Annotated in this window: 14 protein-coding genes and 1 pseudogene; 6 read left to right on the top strand and 9 right to left on the bottom strand. The window is 72.0% G+C overall.

Going from position 1 to position 13,970, the window contains the following annotated elements:
• The 3 genes from H5J29_RS05875 to pcaD all read left to right on the top strand — a co-directional run.
• The coding region (locus tag H5J29_RS05875) for a CoA-transferase (RefSeq protein WP_281375863.1) at positions 1-327 on the top strand (327 nt) is incomplete at its 5' end.
• Positions 324-953, top strand: coding sequence for a CoA-transferase (locus H5J29_RS05870; protein ID WP_312858079.1), 630 nt, complete (start codon positions 324-326; stop codon positions 951-953). The genes H5J29_RS05875 and H5J29_RS05870, both read left to right, overlap by 4 nt.
• Positions 950-1,708 (top strand): 3-oxoadipate enol-lactonase, encoded by a 759-nt coding sequence (gene pcaD / locus H5J29_RS05865; RefSeq protein ID WP_181779884.1) that lies wholly within the window; start codon positions 950-952, stop codon positions 1,706-1,708. Before H5J29_RS05870 ends, pcaD begins: the two co-directional genes overlap by 4 nt.
• 92 nt (positions 1,709-1,800) lie before the next feature.
• Here the strand turns inward: pcaD and H5J29_RS05860 are convergent, their stop codons facing one another.
• Positions 1,801-2,118: a DUF3040 domain-containing protein gene (locus H5J29_RS05860; RefSeq protein ID WP_181779883.1), complete on the bottom strand. Its 318-nt coding sequence runs from the start codon at positions 2,116-2,118 to the stop codon at positions 1,801-1,803.
• Positions 2,119-2,306: 188 nt separating this feature from the next.
• Here H5J29_RS05860 and H5J29_RS05855 point away from each other — a divergent pair, with 188 nt between their 5' ends.
• Complete coding sequence (locus H5J29_RS05855) at positions 2,307-3,227, top strand: cation diffusion facilitator family transporter (protein ID WP_181779882.1); 921 nt, start codon at positions 2,307-2,309, stop codon at positions 3,225-3,227.
• 49 nt (positions 3,228-3,276) lie between these two features.
• Here the strand turns inward: H5J29_RS05855 and dnaB are convergent, their stop codons facing one another.
• The 5 genes from dnaB to rpsF form a co-directional block, all read right to left on the bottom strand.
• On the bottom strand, positions 3,277-4,689 hold the full coding sequence (gene dnaB / locus H5J29_RS05850; protein ID WP_181779886.1) for a replicative DNA helicase: 1,413 nt from the start codon (positions 4,687-4,689) through the stop codon (positions 3,277-3,279).
• A gap of 685 nt (positions 4,690-5,374) precedes the next feature.
• Positions 5,375-5,824 (bottom strand): 50S ribosomal protein L9, encoded by a 450-nt coding sequence (rplI, locus tag H5J29_RS05845; RefSeq protein ID WP_181779881.1) that lies wholly within the window; start codon positions 5,822-5,824, stop codon positions 5,375-5,377.
• 16 nt (positions 5,825-5,840) lie between these two features.
• Positions 5,841-6,077: a 30S ribosomal protein S18 gene (rpsR, locus tag H5J29_RS05840; RefSeq protein ID WP_037042067.1), complete on the bottom strand. Its 237-nt coding sequence runs from the start codon at positions 6,075-6,077 to the stop codon at positions 5,841-5,843.
• 53 nt (positions 6,078-6,130) lie between these two features.
• Positions 6,131-6,670 (bottom strand): single-stranded DNA-binding protein, encoded by a 540-nt coding sequence (locus H5J29_RS05835; protein WP_181779880.1) that lies wholly within the window; start codon positions 6,668-6,670, stop codon positions 6,131-6,133.
• A 35-nt stretch (positions 6,671-6,705) separates the two neighbouring features.
• Entirely contained in the window at positions 6,706-7,020 is a 315-nt protein-coding gene (gene rpsF / locus H5J29_RS05830) for a 30S ribosomal protein S6 (protein WP_181779879.1), read from the bottom strand.
• Positions 7,021-7,601: 581 nt separating this feature from the next.
• Between rpsF and H5J29_RS05825 the strand changes: the two genes are divergently transcribed.
• Together H5J29_RS05825 and H5J29_RS05820 are read left to right on the top strand one after the other, a co-directional pair.
• Entirely contained in the window at positions 7,602-8,366 is a 765-nt protein-coding gene (locus H5J29_RS05825) for a deoxyribonuclease IV (protein WP_181779878.1), read from the top strand.
• Positions 8,363-9,385, top strand: a pseudogene (locus H5J29_RS05820) (glycosyltransferase 87 family protein); the annotation flags it as partial. The gene H5J29_RS05825 and the pseudogene H5J29_RS05820, both read left to right, overlap by 4 nt.
• Positions 9,386-9,680: 295 nt before the next feature.
• On the opposite strand, the gene H5J29_RS34240 reads toward H5J29_RS05820, so the two are convergent.
• The 3 genes from H5J29_RS34240 to H5J29_RS05810 all read right to left on the bottom strand — a co-directional run.
• The gene (locus H5J29_RS34240; protein ID WP_220187038.1) at positions 9,681-10,319 is read right to left on the bottom strand and encodes an NUDIX hydrolase; all 639 of its coding nucleotides are present in this window, start codon (positions 10,317-10,319) and stop codon (positions 9,681-9,683) included.
• Positions 10,306-11,784 (bottom strand): glycosyltransferase family 87 protein, encoded by a 1,479-nt coding sequence (locus H5J29_RS05815; protein ID WP_312858078.1) that lies wholly within the window; start codon positions 11,782-11,784, stop codon positions 10,306-10,308. The genes H5J29_RS34240 and H5J29_RS05815 overlap by 14 nt, the downstream gene beginning before the upstream one ends.
• Before the next feature lie 26 nt (positions 11,785-11,810).
• Positions 11,811-13,970, bottom strand: a 2,160-nt coding sequence (locus tag H5J29_RS05810; RefSeq protein WP_181779876.1) for a transglycosylase domain-containing protein, incomplete at its 5' end; no start/stop codon positions are given.

Genomic DNA, 13,970 nt, shown 5'->3' with positions numbered 1-13,970 from the left:
GCCGCCGTGCGCTGTCCGTTCACGGGCGAGGAGCTCACCGCGGTGCCCGCGCTGGCCCCGGAGCTCGCGATCGTGCACGCGCAGCGCGCCGACCGGGCCGGGAACGTGCAGCTCACCGGACCGGTGGGGATGCAGCGAGAGGCCGTGTTCGCCGCGCGCCGGTCCCTGGTGACCGTGGACGAGGTCGTCGAGACCCTGCCGCCGGGCGGGATCGTGCTCCCGGGTTTCGCGGTGAGCGCGGTCGCCGAGGTGCCCGCCCGTGCGACCTGGGGCGGCGCAGCCGACCGCGCCGGTTTCACCGCCTGGCTCGCCGAGGTGCGGGCGTGACCACCCCGATGCTGCTCGCCGCCGCCCGGCTGCTGGAGGCCGGGCAGGTCTGCGTGGCCGAGCCAGGGCCGCCCACCGCGGCCGCCCGGCTCGCCCGCGCCACCCACGCACCGGACCTCACCCTGGTCACGGAGGCGGGCGGCGTGGAGTTCTTCCGGTACCTGCTGCGCCGCTGCGACGTCGGGCTGGTCACGGCCGACCAGGTCGACGTCTTCGGCAACCTCAACGCGACCGTGCTCGGCGAGTACGACGAGCCCGTCACGCGGTGGGCGGGCGCGGGTGCCCTGCCGGACATCGCCGCCACGCTGCCCACGATCGTGCTGCTCGAGCACCGGATCCACGCCTTCGTGGAGCGGGTGGACTTCGTGACGGCCCCGGGCGGGCTCTCCGGGCCGCTCGACCGGGCGCTGGTGGGGCTGCGCGGGACCGGACCGATCGCCGTCGTCACGGATCTCGGGGTGCTGCGGCCCGATCCCGCCACCGCCGAGCTGGTGCTCACGGACCTGCACCCCGGCGTGACGGTCGAGCAGGTGCGCGCCGAGACCGGATGGCCGCTCGAGGTGTCCGACGAGCTCGTCCGGACCGCCCCGGCCACGGAGGCCGAGCTGAGAGGATCACCCGCATGACCGACCTGCTCCACGCCCGCATCGAGGGCCCCGCGGACGCACAGGCCCTCGTCCTGCTCGGCTCGCTCGGCAGCACCCTCGACATGTGGGAGCCGAACCTCCCCGCGCTCGCCGAGCGCTTCCACGTCGTCCGGATGGACAACCTCGGGCACGGTCGCTCCCCGGCCCCGGCCGGGCCGTACTCCATGAAGGGCCTCGCCGACACCGCACTCGCGACCCTCGACGCGCTCGGTCTGGACCGGGTGGCCTGGTGCGGCCTGTCCCTCGGCGGGATGGTCGGGATGTACGTGGCCTCGGAGCACCCGGAGCGGATCAGCTCGCTCGCGCTGTGCTGCACCACCGCGTACTTCGCGGACAAGGAGCCCTGGCGGCAGCGGATCGCGACCGTGAACGCCGACGGCACCGGCGCGATCGCCGCCACCGTGGCCTCGCGCTGGTTCACCGCCGACTGGGCGGAGGCCCATCCCGAGGTCCGGGACCGTGCCGTGGGCTGGATCGGCGACACCTCGGACGCGGGCTACGCCGCCAGCTGCGAGGCGATCGTGGCCTGGGACCACCGGGACCGACTGCCCGCCATCGAGGCGCCCACGCTCGTGCTGGGCGGCGCGGACGACCTGGCCACGCCCGTCGACCCGCACGCGGAGCTGCTCGCCGCCCGCATCCCCGGAGCACGGCTGGAGATCGTGCCGGGCGGGCACGTGGCGACGTACGAGAGCGCGGAGAAGGCGAACCGGCTCCTCCTCGAGCACTTCTAGAGATCCGCACAACTCGGCGGTCCGGCCTACGCCAGTCGCCCGGATGGGCTGCCCTTCCGCCGACGGACGCAGCGGACCCGCGGTGCGGGACGCTAGTCGGCGGGGCGGGCGCGCTGCGGGGTGGTGAGGGCGAGGCCGAGTGCCGCCATCGCCATGAGGATCCCGGCGACCACGATCGGCACCGCCGCGGCCGCACCGCCCAGGACGAGCAGGAGCAGGCCACCCGCGAGGAGCAGCGTGGGCACCATTCCCGCGCTGTGCATGGTGCGGGGGCGGCGCGGGCCCGCGCCGGGCTCCACACGCCTGAGGCGACGGCCGAGTGCGCTGCAGCGCGCGACGTACATCGGGTCGCCGGCCACGAGCCCCTGCTCGATCAGGGAGAACTGGCTGCGCTCGCGGTCGCTCAGCATGGTGGGTGCCCCTCGGGTTCTGCGCGGCTGGACGGCCACCCGCTCGCCGTTGACCCGGGAAGGCTTTCCTGGCCGGAAGCATAGGTGACCGAATCGTGACCTGGCGCGGTATGTGACCGACACCTGCCCGTTCAGGTGAGGCAGACCTACCCTTTACATGCAGAACCATGCATGGGTACCGTGCGGGCATGGGTACGGGGCACGGACATGGTCACGGGGGCCACTCGGCGACGAGCGACCGCCGACGGCTGGTGGTCGCCCTGGTCGTCACGATCCTGTGTGCCGTGCTCGGCGCGGTGGGCACGGTGCTCACCGGCTCGCTCGCCCTGCTCGCCGACCTCGGCCACCTCCTGACCGACGCGGGGGCCCTGGTGGGCGCCGTGATCGCAGCCGCCGTGGCCACCCGGCCCGTCAGCGCGCGGCGCACCTTCGGGCTCGGTCGCGTGGAGGTGCTGGTCGCCGGGATCAACGCCGCGGCGCTGATCGCCGTGGTGGTGTGGGTGGCCGTGGAGGGCGTGAGCAGGCTCTTCGAGCCCACCGAGATCCCCGGGCTGCCGCTGCTGGTCATCGGTGGGGTGGGGCTCGTCGGGAACGTCGTGTCGCTGCTGGTCCTCGCGGGCGGGGACCGGGGCAACATGAACATGCGCGGGGCCATGCTCCACGTGCTGGGGGACGCCCTCGGCTCGGTCGGCGTGATGGCCGCGGCGCTGGTCCTGCTCACCACCGGATGGCCCTACGCGGACACCGTCGCCTCGCTGTTCATCGCCGTGCTGATCCTGCCGCGGGCGGTGACCCTGCTGCGCGAGGTGTGGCACGTGCTGCTCGAGGGCGCCCCGGCCGGGATCGAGGTCGCGGCGGTGCGGGACACGCTGCTCGGCGTGCCCGGCGTGCAGGAGGTGCACGACCTGCACGTGTGGGCGATCAACGACCGCACCCCGTCCATGTCCGCCCACCTCGTCGTCGACGAGTGGACGGTGGACGCCACGGACTGCGGCGCCACGGTGCTGGACCGGGCGGGCGCCGCGCTGCGCGAGCGCTTCGGCCTCACCCACAGCACCCTGCAGGTGGAGCGGCACGCGCACGTGGGCCACGAGCACACCTGCGACTGACCCGACCGAGCACCGCATCGTGGAGCCACGATGTGCGGAATCGGGCCGGTCAGCCGTGGGCGAGGTCGGCGAAGCGGCTGTAGTGCAGCTGGTGCGCCACGGTGATGGTGTTCGTGGGGCCGTTACGGTGCTTGGCCAGGATCAGGTCCGCCTCGCCCGCCCGCGGGTCGTCCCGCTCGAACGCGTCGGGACGGTGGAGCAGGATCACCATGTCCGCGTCCTGCTCGATGGAGCCGGACTCACGCAGGTCGGAGATCATCGGCCGCTTGTCGGTGCGTTGCTCCGGGCCACGGTTGAGCTGCGAGATCGCCACGACCGGCACCTCGAGCTCCTTGGCCAGCAGCTTGATCTGCCGGGAGAACTCCGAGACCTCCTGCTGGCGGGACTCGACCTTGCGGCCCGACGTCATCAGCTGCAGGTAGTCCAGGATGACCAGCTTCAGGTCGTTGCGCTGCTTGAGCCGGCGCGCCTTGGCCCGGATCTCCATCAGCGTGAGGTTCGGCGAGTCGTCGATGAAGATCGGCGCCTCGGAGATCTCGCTCATCCGCCGGGCCATCCGGGTCCAGTCGTCGTCGCTCATCCGGCCCGCACGCATGTCGGCCAGCCGGATCCGCGCCTCGGCCGACAGCAGCCGCATCACGATCTCCGACTTGCTCATCTCCAGCGAGAACACCGCCGAGGTCATCCCGTGCTTGATCGAGCACGACCGCGCGAAGTCCAGCCCGAGCGTGGACTTGCCCAGCCCGGGCCGGGCCGCGACCACGACCATCTGGCCCGGGTGCAGGCCGTTGGTGCACGCGTCGAGATCCGCGAAACCCGTGGGCACACCGAGCGAGACGCCACCGCGGGAGGCGATCGCGTCGATCTCGTCCATCGTGGGCTGCAGCAGCTCCTCGAGCGCCACGTAGTCCTCGCTCGTGGACCGCTCGGTGACCTCGTAGATCGCCGCCTGCGCCCGGTCGACGACCTCCTCGACCTCCGCGCCCTCCGCACCGTGGTAACCGAGCTGCACGATGCGGGTCCCCGCCTCGACCAGGCGGCGCAGCGTGGCCTTCTCCGCGACGATCTCGGCGTAGTACGCCGCATTGGCCGCGGTGGGCACCGTGGCGATCAGGGTGTGCAGGTACGGCGCTCCGCCGAGGCGGATCAGGTCACCGCGCCGCTGCAGCTCGGCGGACACGGTCACCGCGTCCGCCGGCTCACCCCGGCCGTACAGATCCAGGATGGTGTCGTAGACGGTCTGGTGCGCGGGCCGGTAGAAATCGTCCGGCCGCAGCACCTCCACCACGTCCGCGATCGCGTCCTTGCTCAGCAGCATGCCGCCGAGGACGGACTGCTCCGCCGTGAGGTCCTGCGGGGGCTGACGGTCGAACGGGTTCGGCGCGCCCTCCGCGGAGTCGCCACGGCCCTCGCCGTCGCGGACCGCACGCGGCCGATTGGGACGGTCGTCCGTCACCGCCATACCCGACGTCACCCCCAGTCACCATGCGCGCCCATCATATCGAACACCAGTTCGATCCGCACTCGGCCGCATGCCGACGACGGAGGGCGTGCCACATCCCCTCGAAGCCCCGCCCGGGCGACCCCCGGTGGAGGTGCGCGACGAACGGTCGACCGGAACCGACGCGATCTCTTCGGTGCCCGGGCACGTGACGCTAGGGGACTGGCGGCCCACACCCAAACGACCATGTGGACAGAGTTGGGGAGCCCGTGGGGACGGAGCGGGGACAGAGCAGGCGGGGCTCCCCACCACCCTGTGGACTATATGGGGACAACCCCTGATCAGAACGTCTTTCCGCTGATCAGTGGCTGTGCGGGAGGTGTGGACAACTTCGGGGCGAAATGCTCGGCGAGTCCCCTCTCCGGCGTGTCGGAATCGCGTGGAGGTGCCTCCACCCGGCGCACTCGACGGCTCACTGAGCGACACGACCGTCACCTCCGCGTGTCGCTCCCACGCGGTGGACGGTCGGCGTGCTCGCCGCTCACCGACGGTCGCCGGGACGCTCCCGCCGCGCCACCGCGGAGATCGCCACGGACCGCCGCAGGACCCGGGGACGCCACGAGGGCGGGCCCCCGGCCGTGTCGACCCGGAACCCGCCCTCGTGACGGAACGTGATGCTGTGGAGTTCTGTACTGCGTGGTGCGGATCAGCCCGCGACGACCGACACCTGCAGCTCGGCGGCGACCTCGGGGTGCAGGCGCACCGTGACGGGGTGGCTGCCGACCGACTTGATCTGGTCGTTGATCTCGATCGCGTGCCGGTCGAGGGCCGGGCCACCGGCCTTCTTCACGGCATCCGCGATCTGCGAGGTGGTGACCGAGCCGAACAGCCGGCCCGTGTCGCCCGCGGCCTTGGCGGTCACGCTGACGGACAGGTTGCCGAGCTGGCCGGCAACCTCCTTCGCGTGCCCCAGGTCGCGGATCTGGCGGGCGCTCTGGGCGCGCCGGATCTGCTCGACCTGCTTCTCCGCGCCGCGGGTCGCGACGATCGCGTAGTTACGGGGCAGCAGGTAGTTCCGGCCGTAGCCGTCCTTGACCTCGACGACGTCCCCGGGCGCACCCAGGTTCGGCACGTCCGTGGTGAGGATGAGCTTCATGTGACTACTCCTTCCCTCAGCGCGCGGTCGAGGTGTAGGGCAGCAGGGCGACCTCGCGGCTGTTCTTGACCGCGACGGCGACATCCCGCTGGTGCTGCCGGCAGTTGCCGGTGACCCGACGCGCGCGGATCTTGCCGCGGTCGGAGATGAACTTGCGCAGCAGACCGGTGTCCTTGTAGTCGATCTCCTGGGCCTTGTCCTTGCAGAACGCGCAGACCTTCTTCTTGGGCTTGCGCAGGACGGGCTTGGGCATTGCTGTTGCTCCAGGTTGTGCTCTCCGCGCTCACGCGCGGATCAGGGAAAAGATCAGAAGGGGGGCTCGTCGTCCGCGGCGGGGCCACTGCCGGCCGGCGGGGCGGAGCCCCACGGGTCGTCGTAGCCGCCGCCACCCTGCGAACCGCGACCGCCGCCGCCGTTGCCGCCGCCACCACCACCGAAACCGCCGCCACCGCCGCCGCCACCGAAGTCCGACCCGCCGGAGCGGGAGACCTTGTTGACCTTGGCCGTGGCGTACCGCAGCGAGGGGCCGACCTCGTCGACCTCCATCTCGATGACGGTGCGCTTCTCGCCCTCACGGGTCTCGAAGCTCCGCTGCCGCAGCCGGCCCTGCACGATGACGCGGGCACCGCGGGTGAGCGTCTCGGCGACGTTCTCCGCGGCCTGGCGCCAGATGTTGCAGCGCAGGAACAGTGCCTCCCCGTCCTTCCACTCGCCGGACTGGCGGTCGAAGGTGCGGGGGGTGGACGCCACCGTGAAGTTGGCGACGGCCGCCCCGGAGGGGGTGAACCGAAGCTCCGGATCGGCGGTGAGGTTGCCGATCACGGTGATCACAGTCTCGCCGGCCATGGGGCCTCCTCGGGGCTAGCGCGCGGCCTTGGGGCTCAGCTCGCGGCGGGGGCGGGCGTGCGCTTGACGTCCTTGCGCAGCACCTTGGTGCGCAGGACCGACTCGTTCAGACCCAGCTGGCGGTCGAGCTCGGTCACGGTGGCCGGCTCGGCCTCGATCTCGAGGACGGCGTAGATGCCCTCGGGGTTCTTGAGGATCTCGTAGGCGAGCCGACGCTTGCCCCAGACCTCGATCTTCTCCACGGAACCGCCGTCGGAGCGGACGACGTTCAGGAAGGTCTCCAGCGACGGCTGCACCGTGCGCTCGTCAAGACTCGGGTCGAGAATGACCATGATCTCGTAGTGACGCATGAGAACCACTCACCTCCTGTGGACTGGAACGGCCGCGGCGTTTCCGCGGCAGGAGGTTCTCACCCCGCACCGACAGGAATCGGGCCGGTCGCGATCACGAGATCCGCGGCCGGCTCGTCTCGGCGGTCCCGGGTGGGTGCCGGTCGGAGCGGTTGCACAGAGATTACCAGCGCGTTCCCGCCGGTCCGCGCCGCCCCCGCGGCGCCGGGCGTCCTCCCAGGACGGCCCGACGGCGGTGATCACCGTTCTGGCACGGGGAGCCGCACCGGGCGCGGTCGCGGGCTCCCGAACGGTGATCACCGAGGCGGGAGCCGCCTGTGGACAACTCCGCGCGCCGCTCTCCGGCCTCAGATCTCGATGATCGCCGGTTGCGTGCTCACAGTGCTGTGCGGACCGCGCTGAGCGCACGCAACCGGTGATCTTGGCGCGCTGAGCGCACGAAACGTGCCACCGCGGTGGAACGGGCCGCGCCCAGCGCACGCAGCCGGTGATCTTGGCGCGCTGGAAGCACGAAACGTGCCACCGCGGTGGAACGGACGGGTGCGCCCGGATCGTCGGGGGTGGGCTCTACCCTCGGTCCCATGCTCATCGGTGCCCACGTCCGGGACGACGATCCGCTCGCCGCGGCGGAAGAGCGCGGCGCGGAGATCGTCCAGTTCTTCCTCGCCGACCCCCAGGGGTGGAAGAAGCCGAAGCCGCACCCGCAGGCGGCGGCGCTCGCGGCGTCGGAGATCGTCACGGTGGTCCACTCGCCGTACGTCGTGAACGTCGCGAGCCCCAACAACCGGATCCGGATCCCCTCCCGCAAGCTGGTCACCCAGCACGCCGAGGCGGCCAAGGAGGTCGGGGCGATCGGGCTCGTGGTGCACGGCGGGCACGTCACGAAGGACGAGGACCCGGCCGTCGGCGTGGACAACTGGCGGAAGTTCGTGGAGCGCCAGCAGGCCGAGGGCGGGTTCGCCGTGCCCGTGTTCATCGAGAACACCGCGGGCGGGGACAACGCCATGGCCCGCAAGTTCGACGCGCTGGCCCGGCTGTGGGACGCGGTGGGCGAGTTCGGCGTCGGGTTCTGCCTGGACACCTGCCACGCCTTCGCCGCGGGCGAGGAGCTGGTGGACGTGGTGGACCGCGCCAAGGCCATCACCGGCCGGATCGACCTCGTGCACCTGAACAACTCGCGGGACGAGTTCGACTCCGCGCGGGACCGGCACGCGAACGTCGAGTCCGGCACGATCGAGCCCGAGGTGCTGGCCGCCGTCGTCGCCGCGGCCGGGGCCCCGGTCGTCGTCGAGACCCCGGCGGAGGGGCAGGCCGCGGACATCGCGTACCTGCGCGGGAAGGCGTGACCGGAGGCAGGACCGCGCGGCTCGCCACGCCGGGCCTCGTCCTGCTCGTCCTGCTCACCGGCCTCACCCTGCTGCTCGGCTACGCCAACAAGGCCCGCTGCCTCGGCCCGGAGTTCGACGCCGCGGGCCGCTCCGAACCGGACTTCGGCACCCGCCAGAACCAGGACGTCTGCTACTCGGACATCCAGTACCTCTGGATCGGCCGGGAGATCGACGAGCACGTCTTCCCGTACGTGCACGGCTCCATCACCGACGACGGGCAGCTCCGCGGAGGGACCGTCGAGTACCCCGTGCTCACCGGCGTGCTCATCTGGATGGGCGCGCTCGGCGCGTCCACGGACGCGGGCTTCCTGCTCGGCTCCGCCCTGCTGCTCGCCCCGTTCGGCCTGCTCACCGGCTGGATGTTGGGCAGGCTCGCGCGCTGGCGGGCGCTGCTCTGGGCCCTCGGCCCACCCCTCGTGCTGTACGCGTTCCACAACTGGGACCTGCCCGCCGTCGCGACCGCCGTGGCCGCCGTCCTCGTGATGCACGGGCTGCGTCGCGAGGTCCCGCTCGCCACGCGCTCCACCGTCGCCGCGGTCCTGCTCGGGCTCGGCGTGGCGCTCAAGCTCTACCCGGGCGCCTTCCTGCTGCCGCTGGCGCTCTACGTGCTCAGCCGCGGGCTGCCGCCGGGCTCCGGACCGGACTGGCGCGGAGCACTGCGGGTCGCCGCCGTGGGCGTCGGCACCGTCGTGCTGGCCAACCTGCCGTTCGCGGTCGCCGGCTACCAGGGCTGGCTGGCGTCGTTCACCTTCCAGCAGCTCCGCGCGGTGGACATCAGCACCAACTCGGTCTGGTACTGGGGGCTGCGGCCGGTCATGGAGGACCTCGGAGTGGGGGAGGACCTCACGCCGCTGGTCGACGTGCTCTCGCCCGCGCTGGTGCTGGTGTCGTTCGCCGTCGCGGCCGGGCTCGGCTGGCGGATCCACCGCCGCGGCGCGGTGTACCCGTGGCTCGGGGTCAGCGCGGCGATGCTCTGCGGGTTTCTGCTGTTCCACAAGGTGCACTCCCCGCAGTACACGCTCTGGCTGCTGCCGTTCCTCGTGCTCCTGCGCGTGCGCTGGGGGTGGGTCGCCGGCTACCTCGTCGCGGACGCCCTGATGGGGATCGGGATCTTCCGCTGGTTCTACGCGCTCAACGCCGGGGAGGACGCGGGCATCGCGGGCGGGCTCGCCGCGCAGGCCGTCGTGCTCGGGGTGTGGGGGCGGGCGGTGCTGCTCGCGATCCTGTTCGTGCTGTTCCTGCGCACGCCGACCGTGATGGTCGCCGAGGAGCTCACCGCCACGCGAACACCGGCTGCTCCAGGTGGTCCACCCGCGTCGGACGAGCATGCAGCAGGAGCTCCCGGAGCTGGTACAGCACGGCACCGGTCGGGGCGTGCACGAAGCGGTCGAACAGCGGCACCTGGATGACCGGGGCCTCGGACTCCGGGATGGTGATGAACCGGGGCTCGTGGTCGATGTCCGCGAGGGGCACCCGGTAGAGGTGCGCCACCTCGTCGGGGTTCGGGGTCAGCTCGCCGACCTCGCCCGCCCACAGCACGATCGGCGTGATGACGTAGCCGGAGCGGGTCGGGTAGTCGTCCAGCAGGCCCAGGACCGCGTCCTCGCCCAGCTCCAGCCCCACCTCCTCGGCCAGCTCGCGCCGCGCCGTCTCGGTGATCGTCTCGTCCGGGTCGGACCGGCCGCCGGGCAGCGCCCACTGCCCCGCGTGCTTGCGCAGGGTCGTCGCACGGCGGGTGAGCAGGAAGGCCAACCCGTCGGCCAGACCCTCGGACCCGGTCGTGACCAGCGTCAGGGTGACGGCGGAGCGCTTGAGGTCCGGCCGCTCGACGGCCCGTCGCTCGAAGCCTGCCAACCGCTGCTCGACGACCGCGCGCAGCTCCGCGACGCGACCTGGCTCACCCGTCCCCATGCTTCGGACTCTGCCCCACGACGGCGGGGACGGCGGCGGGCTGTGACACGGGTCGCAGCGGCCAGTCGGGATCGTCGTCCAGGTCGTGGGTGCGCAGCGGGTCACGTTCCGGCCGCAGCACCGTGCGCACGACGAGGACCATGAGCAGGACCACCGCCGCGTCCCGCAGCAGCACGGCGCCGAGGAACCAGTCCGGCGGCAGCCCCTTCCCGGCCGGGCCGACGTAGTAGAACATCCGCGGCACCCAGACCAGGGCGTCGAGCGTCATCCAGGCGAGCAGCAGCCGCCAGCGCGGCAGGGCGAGCACCGCCAGCGGGACCAGCCACAACGAGTACTGCGGGCTCCACACCTTGTTGACCAGCAGGAACGCCGCCACCACGAGGAAGGCCAGGGAGGCCAGCCGAGGCGGGCGGGGCGCCTTCGCCGCCAGCACGACCAGCCCGGCGCAGGCCACCACCAGCAGCGACGCGCTCACCGCGTTCAGCGTGTTCGGGGCCTGGTCCGCGCCCAGGGGGCCGTCGAACCCGCTCCAGCCCGTGAAGTAGGACAGCGCGTAGTAGAGGGAGTCGGGGTCCGCGGGGCGGGTGCGGTTGAGCCGGACGAACTCCCACCAGCCCTCGGACCAGGCGAGCGCCACCGGGAGGTTCACCGCCAGCCAGGTGCCCGCCGCCGCGGCGATCACCCGGACGGCCTGCCCGACCTCCCGCCGTCGGACGGCCACCAGGAGTATCGGCAACAGCAGGAGCAGGGGGTAGAGCTTCGCCGCTCCGCCGAGGCCCAGCAGGACTCCGGCCAGGAGCGGCCGTCGACGCGCGAGCGCGAGCAGCCCGCCACAGGCCAGCGCGACGGCGAGGGCGTCGAAGTTGGTGAAGGCGTGCACCGCCACGAGGGGCGAGACCGCCACCAGGGCCGCGTCCCACGGGCGGCCGGGACGGAGCCGCACCACGCTCCACACCGCCACCAGCCAACACAGCGCCAGCCCCAGCGCCACGAGGTCGAAGTACACGACCACCGACAGCGCGGTGGGCAGCGGCAGGACCGAGGCCGCGGCCTGCCACACGTCGGTCACCCGCGCGGCGCCCCACTGGTAGAAGCCGGTGAGCACCGGGTACTCCATGAACCGGCGGGCGCCGTCGCCGTCCGTCCAGGCGTCCCGGTACGGCAGCGCGGTGGGGTCGTCCAGCCGTTCGACCGAGTACAGCGGGACGGTGTCCGAGTAGCACATCGCCACGTACTGACGGTTGTTCTGCCAGTCCAGCGCGAGCGTGCCGTCCGCGGCGCGGTACTGCTGCAGGCAGGGCGCCTTCGCGAACCAGCCCAGTGCGAGCGTGACGATCGCCAGCAGCAGCACGACCCGCAGCGGCGTCCAGAACGCGGCCCGACCGACCACCGCGTGCCTGCCCAGCGGCCCGCCGACGACCCGGCTCGCGGCGGCGACGATCGGCTCCGTCCAGCTGGGGACCACCCGCCCCCGCGGAGGGTCGGGCGGGGTCACTCGTCCTGGTCTCGGCCGAACAGGTTGCGGGCGGCGTCGGCGCCCCGGGCGGCGTCGTTCCCGTTGTCCTCGTTGCCCTGGTTGCCCTGGTTGTCCTGGTTGCCGTCGCCGTTGTCCCGGTTCTGGTTCTGGCCGTCGTTCTGGCCGTTGCCGTCGCCGTTGCCCTGGTTCTGGCCCTGACCGCCCTGCTCGTGGTCGTCGACCGTGCCGTTGCCGTCCTGGTCCTGCGCCTGGCCCTGCTCCTGTTGCTGGTCCCCGCCTGCGTTCTCGGAGACCGGGGCCGCACCGAGCGGCGTGAACTTGGAGAACTGCTCGGCGGTGGTGCCGCGCAGCGCCGCCGTCATGTACTCCTGCCAGATCGAGCCCGGCAGCATGCGGCCGTAGATCGGCCTGCCCTGCGCGTTCTTGATCGGGGTGTTGTCGTCCGTGCCGACCCAGACGGCGGTGGACACCGACGGCGTGTACCCGACGGTCCAGGCGTCGTTGTTCTGACCCTCGACGCTGCTCTGCACGGTGCCGGTCTTGGCTGCGACGGGCCGGTTGCCCAGCCCGATCCGCGAGGAGCTCGCGACGTCCGTCATGGACTCGGTGACGTTGCGCGCGACCTGCTGGCTGAAGGCCTGCGTGCCGTCCGCCGCGCCCGCGGTGTGGTCGAAGATGACCCGGCCGTCGCTCGTGGTGACCTTGCGGACCATGAACGGGTCGTGCCGGACGCCGTCCGCGGCGAAGGTCGCGTACGCCGCGGCCATGTTCTCCGTGGTGACGTTCTTGTCGCCCAGCGCGATGCCGCCCGTGGGGTTCTGCATCGACGCCGCCGGGATGCCCGCCTTCGCGGCGGCGTCCGCCACCTTCTGCGGCCCGACCTCGAGCGCCATCCGGTAGAAGACGGTGTTGATCGACTGGGTCATCGCCGTCTTCACCGAGCACTGGCCGCAGCTCACGCCCTCGGAGTTCGAGACCTTCACCCCCGCCAGGGTCTGCGGCGACGACCCGTCGAACTGGGTGCCCAGCCCGATCGGGTCGGACTGCTGCAGGCCCGCGGCGAACACGAAGGGCTTGAACGAGGAGCCCGGCTGCTTCGACGCCTGCGCGTAGTCCAGCCCGACGCCGTCGTTCCCGCCGAAGTAGGCCAGCACCGCCCCCGTCTTGGGGTCGATCGAGACCAGCGCGGTCCGCAGGTTCTGCGGCTGCCCGTCCATGATGTCGTCGGCGGCGGCGACGGCGGCCTTCTGCATCTTCGGGTCGATCGTGGTCTCGACGGTCAGGCCCTCGGTGTTGATCTCCGCCTCGGAGATCCCGTTCTGCTCCAGCTCGGCGCGCACCTGGTTGTAGATGTGGCCGTTGGCGTCCCCGGGGATGCCGCCCTCGGAGCCCGAGGGCTGCTTCCACTCCGGGAAGACCTGCCGGGCGCGGTCGGTGGGGCTCATCCAGCCCTGCGCGACCATGCCGTCGAGCACGAAGGCCCAGCGCTGCTCCGAGCGCTCCAGGTTCTTGGCCGGGTCCCAGCGCGACGGCGACTGGATCAGCCCCGCGATCATCGCGCCCTCGGACGGCGTCAGCTGCCCGACGTCCTTCTGGAAGTAGGCCTGGCTGGCCGCCTGGATGCCGTACGCGCCCCGGCCGAGGTAGATCGCGTTGAGGTAGTTCTCGAGGATCTCCTCCTTCGTCTGCTCCTTGGAGATCTTCGCGGCGAGGACGATCTCCTTGTACTTGCGGAACAGCGAGACCTGGTCCTGGCCGGTGGTGACCTTGATGTACTGCTGGGTGATCGTGGAGCCGCCGCCGATGCCCCCGGTGAGCTGGTTCCACACGGCGCGGCCGATGCCCGAGACGTCGAAGCCCGGGTTCGAGAAGAACGACCGGTCCTCCGCGGAGAGCACGGCCTGCTGGACGGGCTGCGGGACCTGGTCGAGCGTGACGTTCGTGCGGTTGATGTTGTTGGGCCGCACCGTGGCGAGCGGGCTGCCGTCGGCGAACGTGAACGTGGCGACCTGGGTGTTGGCCACGTCGTCCGCACTCGGCACCGAGAAGAGCATCCAGCCCACGACGAACGCGAGGATCGGCGCGAGGACCAGCATACCGATCGTCCAGAACACGATCCTGCGCACGAGACGTCGACGTCCCTTCGGGCTGCCGTCCCCGTCTCCGCCGCCACC

The sequence above is a fragment of the Pseudonocardia pini genome (assembly GCF_013870575.1).
GTDB lineage: Bacteria > Actinomycetota > Actinomycetes > Mycobacteriales > Pseudonocardiaceae > Pseudonocardia > Pseudonocardia pini.
The sequence above is the reverse complement of the archived record's forward strand: the minus strand, read 5'-3'. Positions and strand labels throughout refer to the sequence as shown.

Coding starts and splice junctions, on each gene's coding strand:
- pcaD (WP_181779884.1), top strand. CDS start 950: ATGACCGACCTGCTCCACGCCCGCATCGAGGGCCCCGCGGACGCACAG.
- H5J29_RS05860 (WP_181779883.1), bottom strand. CDS start 2,118: ATGCTGAGCGACCGCGAGCGCAGCCAGTTCTCCCTGATCGAGCAGGGG.
- H5J29_RS05855 (WP_181779882.1), top strand. CDS start 2,307: ATGGGTACGGGGCACGGACATGGTCACGGGGGCCACTCGGCGACGAGC.
- dnaB (WP_181779886.1), bottom strand. CDS start 4,689: ATGGCGGTGACGGACGACCGTCCCAATCGGCCGCGTGCGGTCCGCGAC.
- rplI (WP_181779881.1), bottom strand. CDS start 5,824: ATGAAGCTCATCCTCACCACGGACGTGCCGAACCTGGGTGCGCCCGGG.
- rpsR (WP_037042067.1), bottom strand. CDS start 6,077: ATGCCCAAGCCCGTCCTGCGCAAGCCCAAGAAGAAGGTCTGCGCGTTC.
- H5J29_RS05835 (WP_181779880.1), bottom strand. CDS start 6,670: ATGGCCGGCGAGACTGTGATCACCGTGATCGGCAACCTCACCGCCGAT.
- rpsF (WP_181779879.1), bottom strand. CDS start 7,020: ATGCGTCACTACGAGATCATGGTCATTCTCGACCCGAGTCTTGACGAG.
- H5J29_RS05825 (WP_181779878.1), top strand. CDS start 7,602: ATGCTCATCGGTGCCCACGTCCGGGACGACGATCCGCTCGCCGCGGCG.
- H5J29_RS34240 (WP_220187038.1), bottom strand. CDS start 10,319: ATGGGGACGGGTGAGCCAGGTCGCGTCGCGGAGCTGCGCGCGGTCGTC.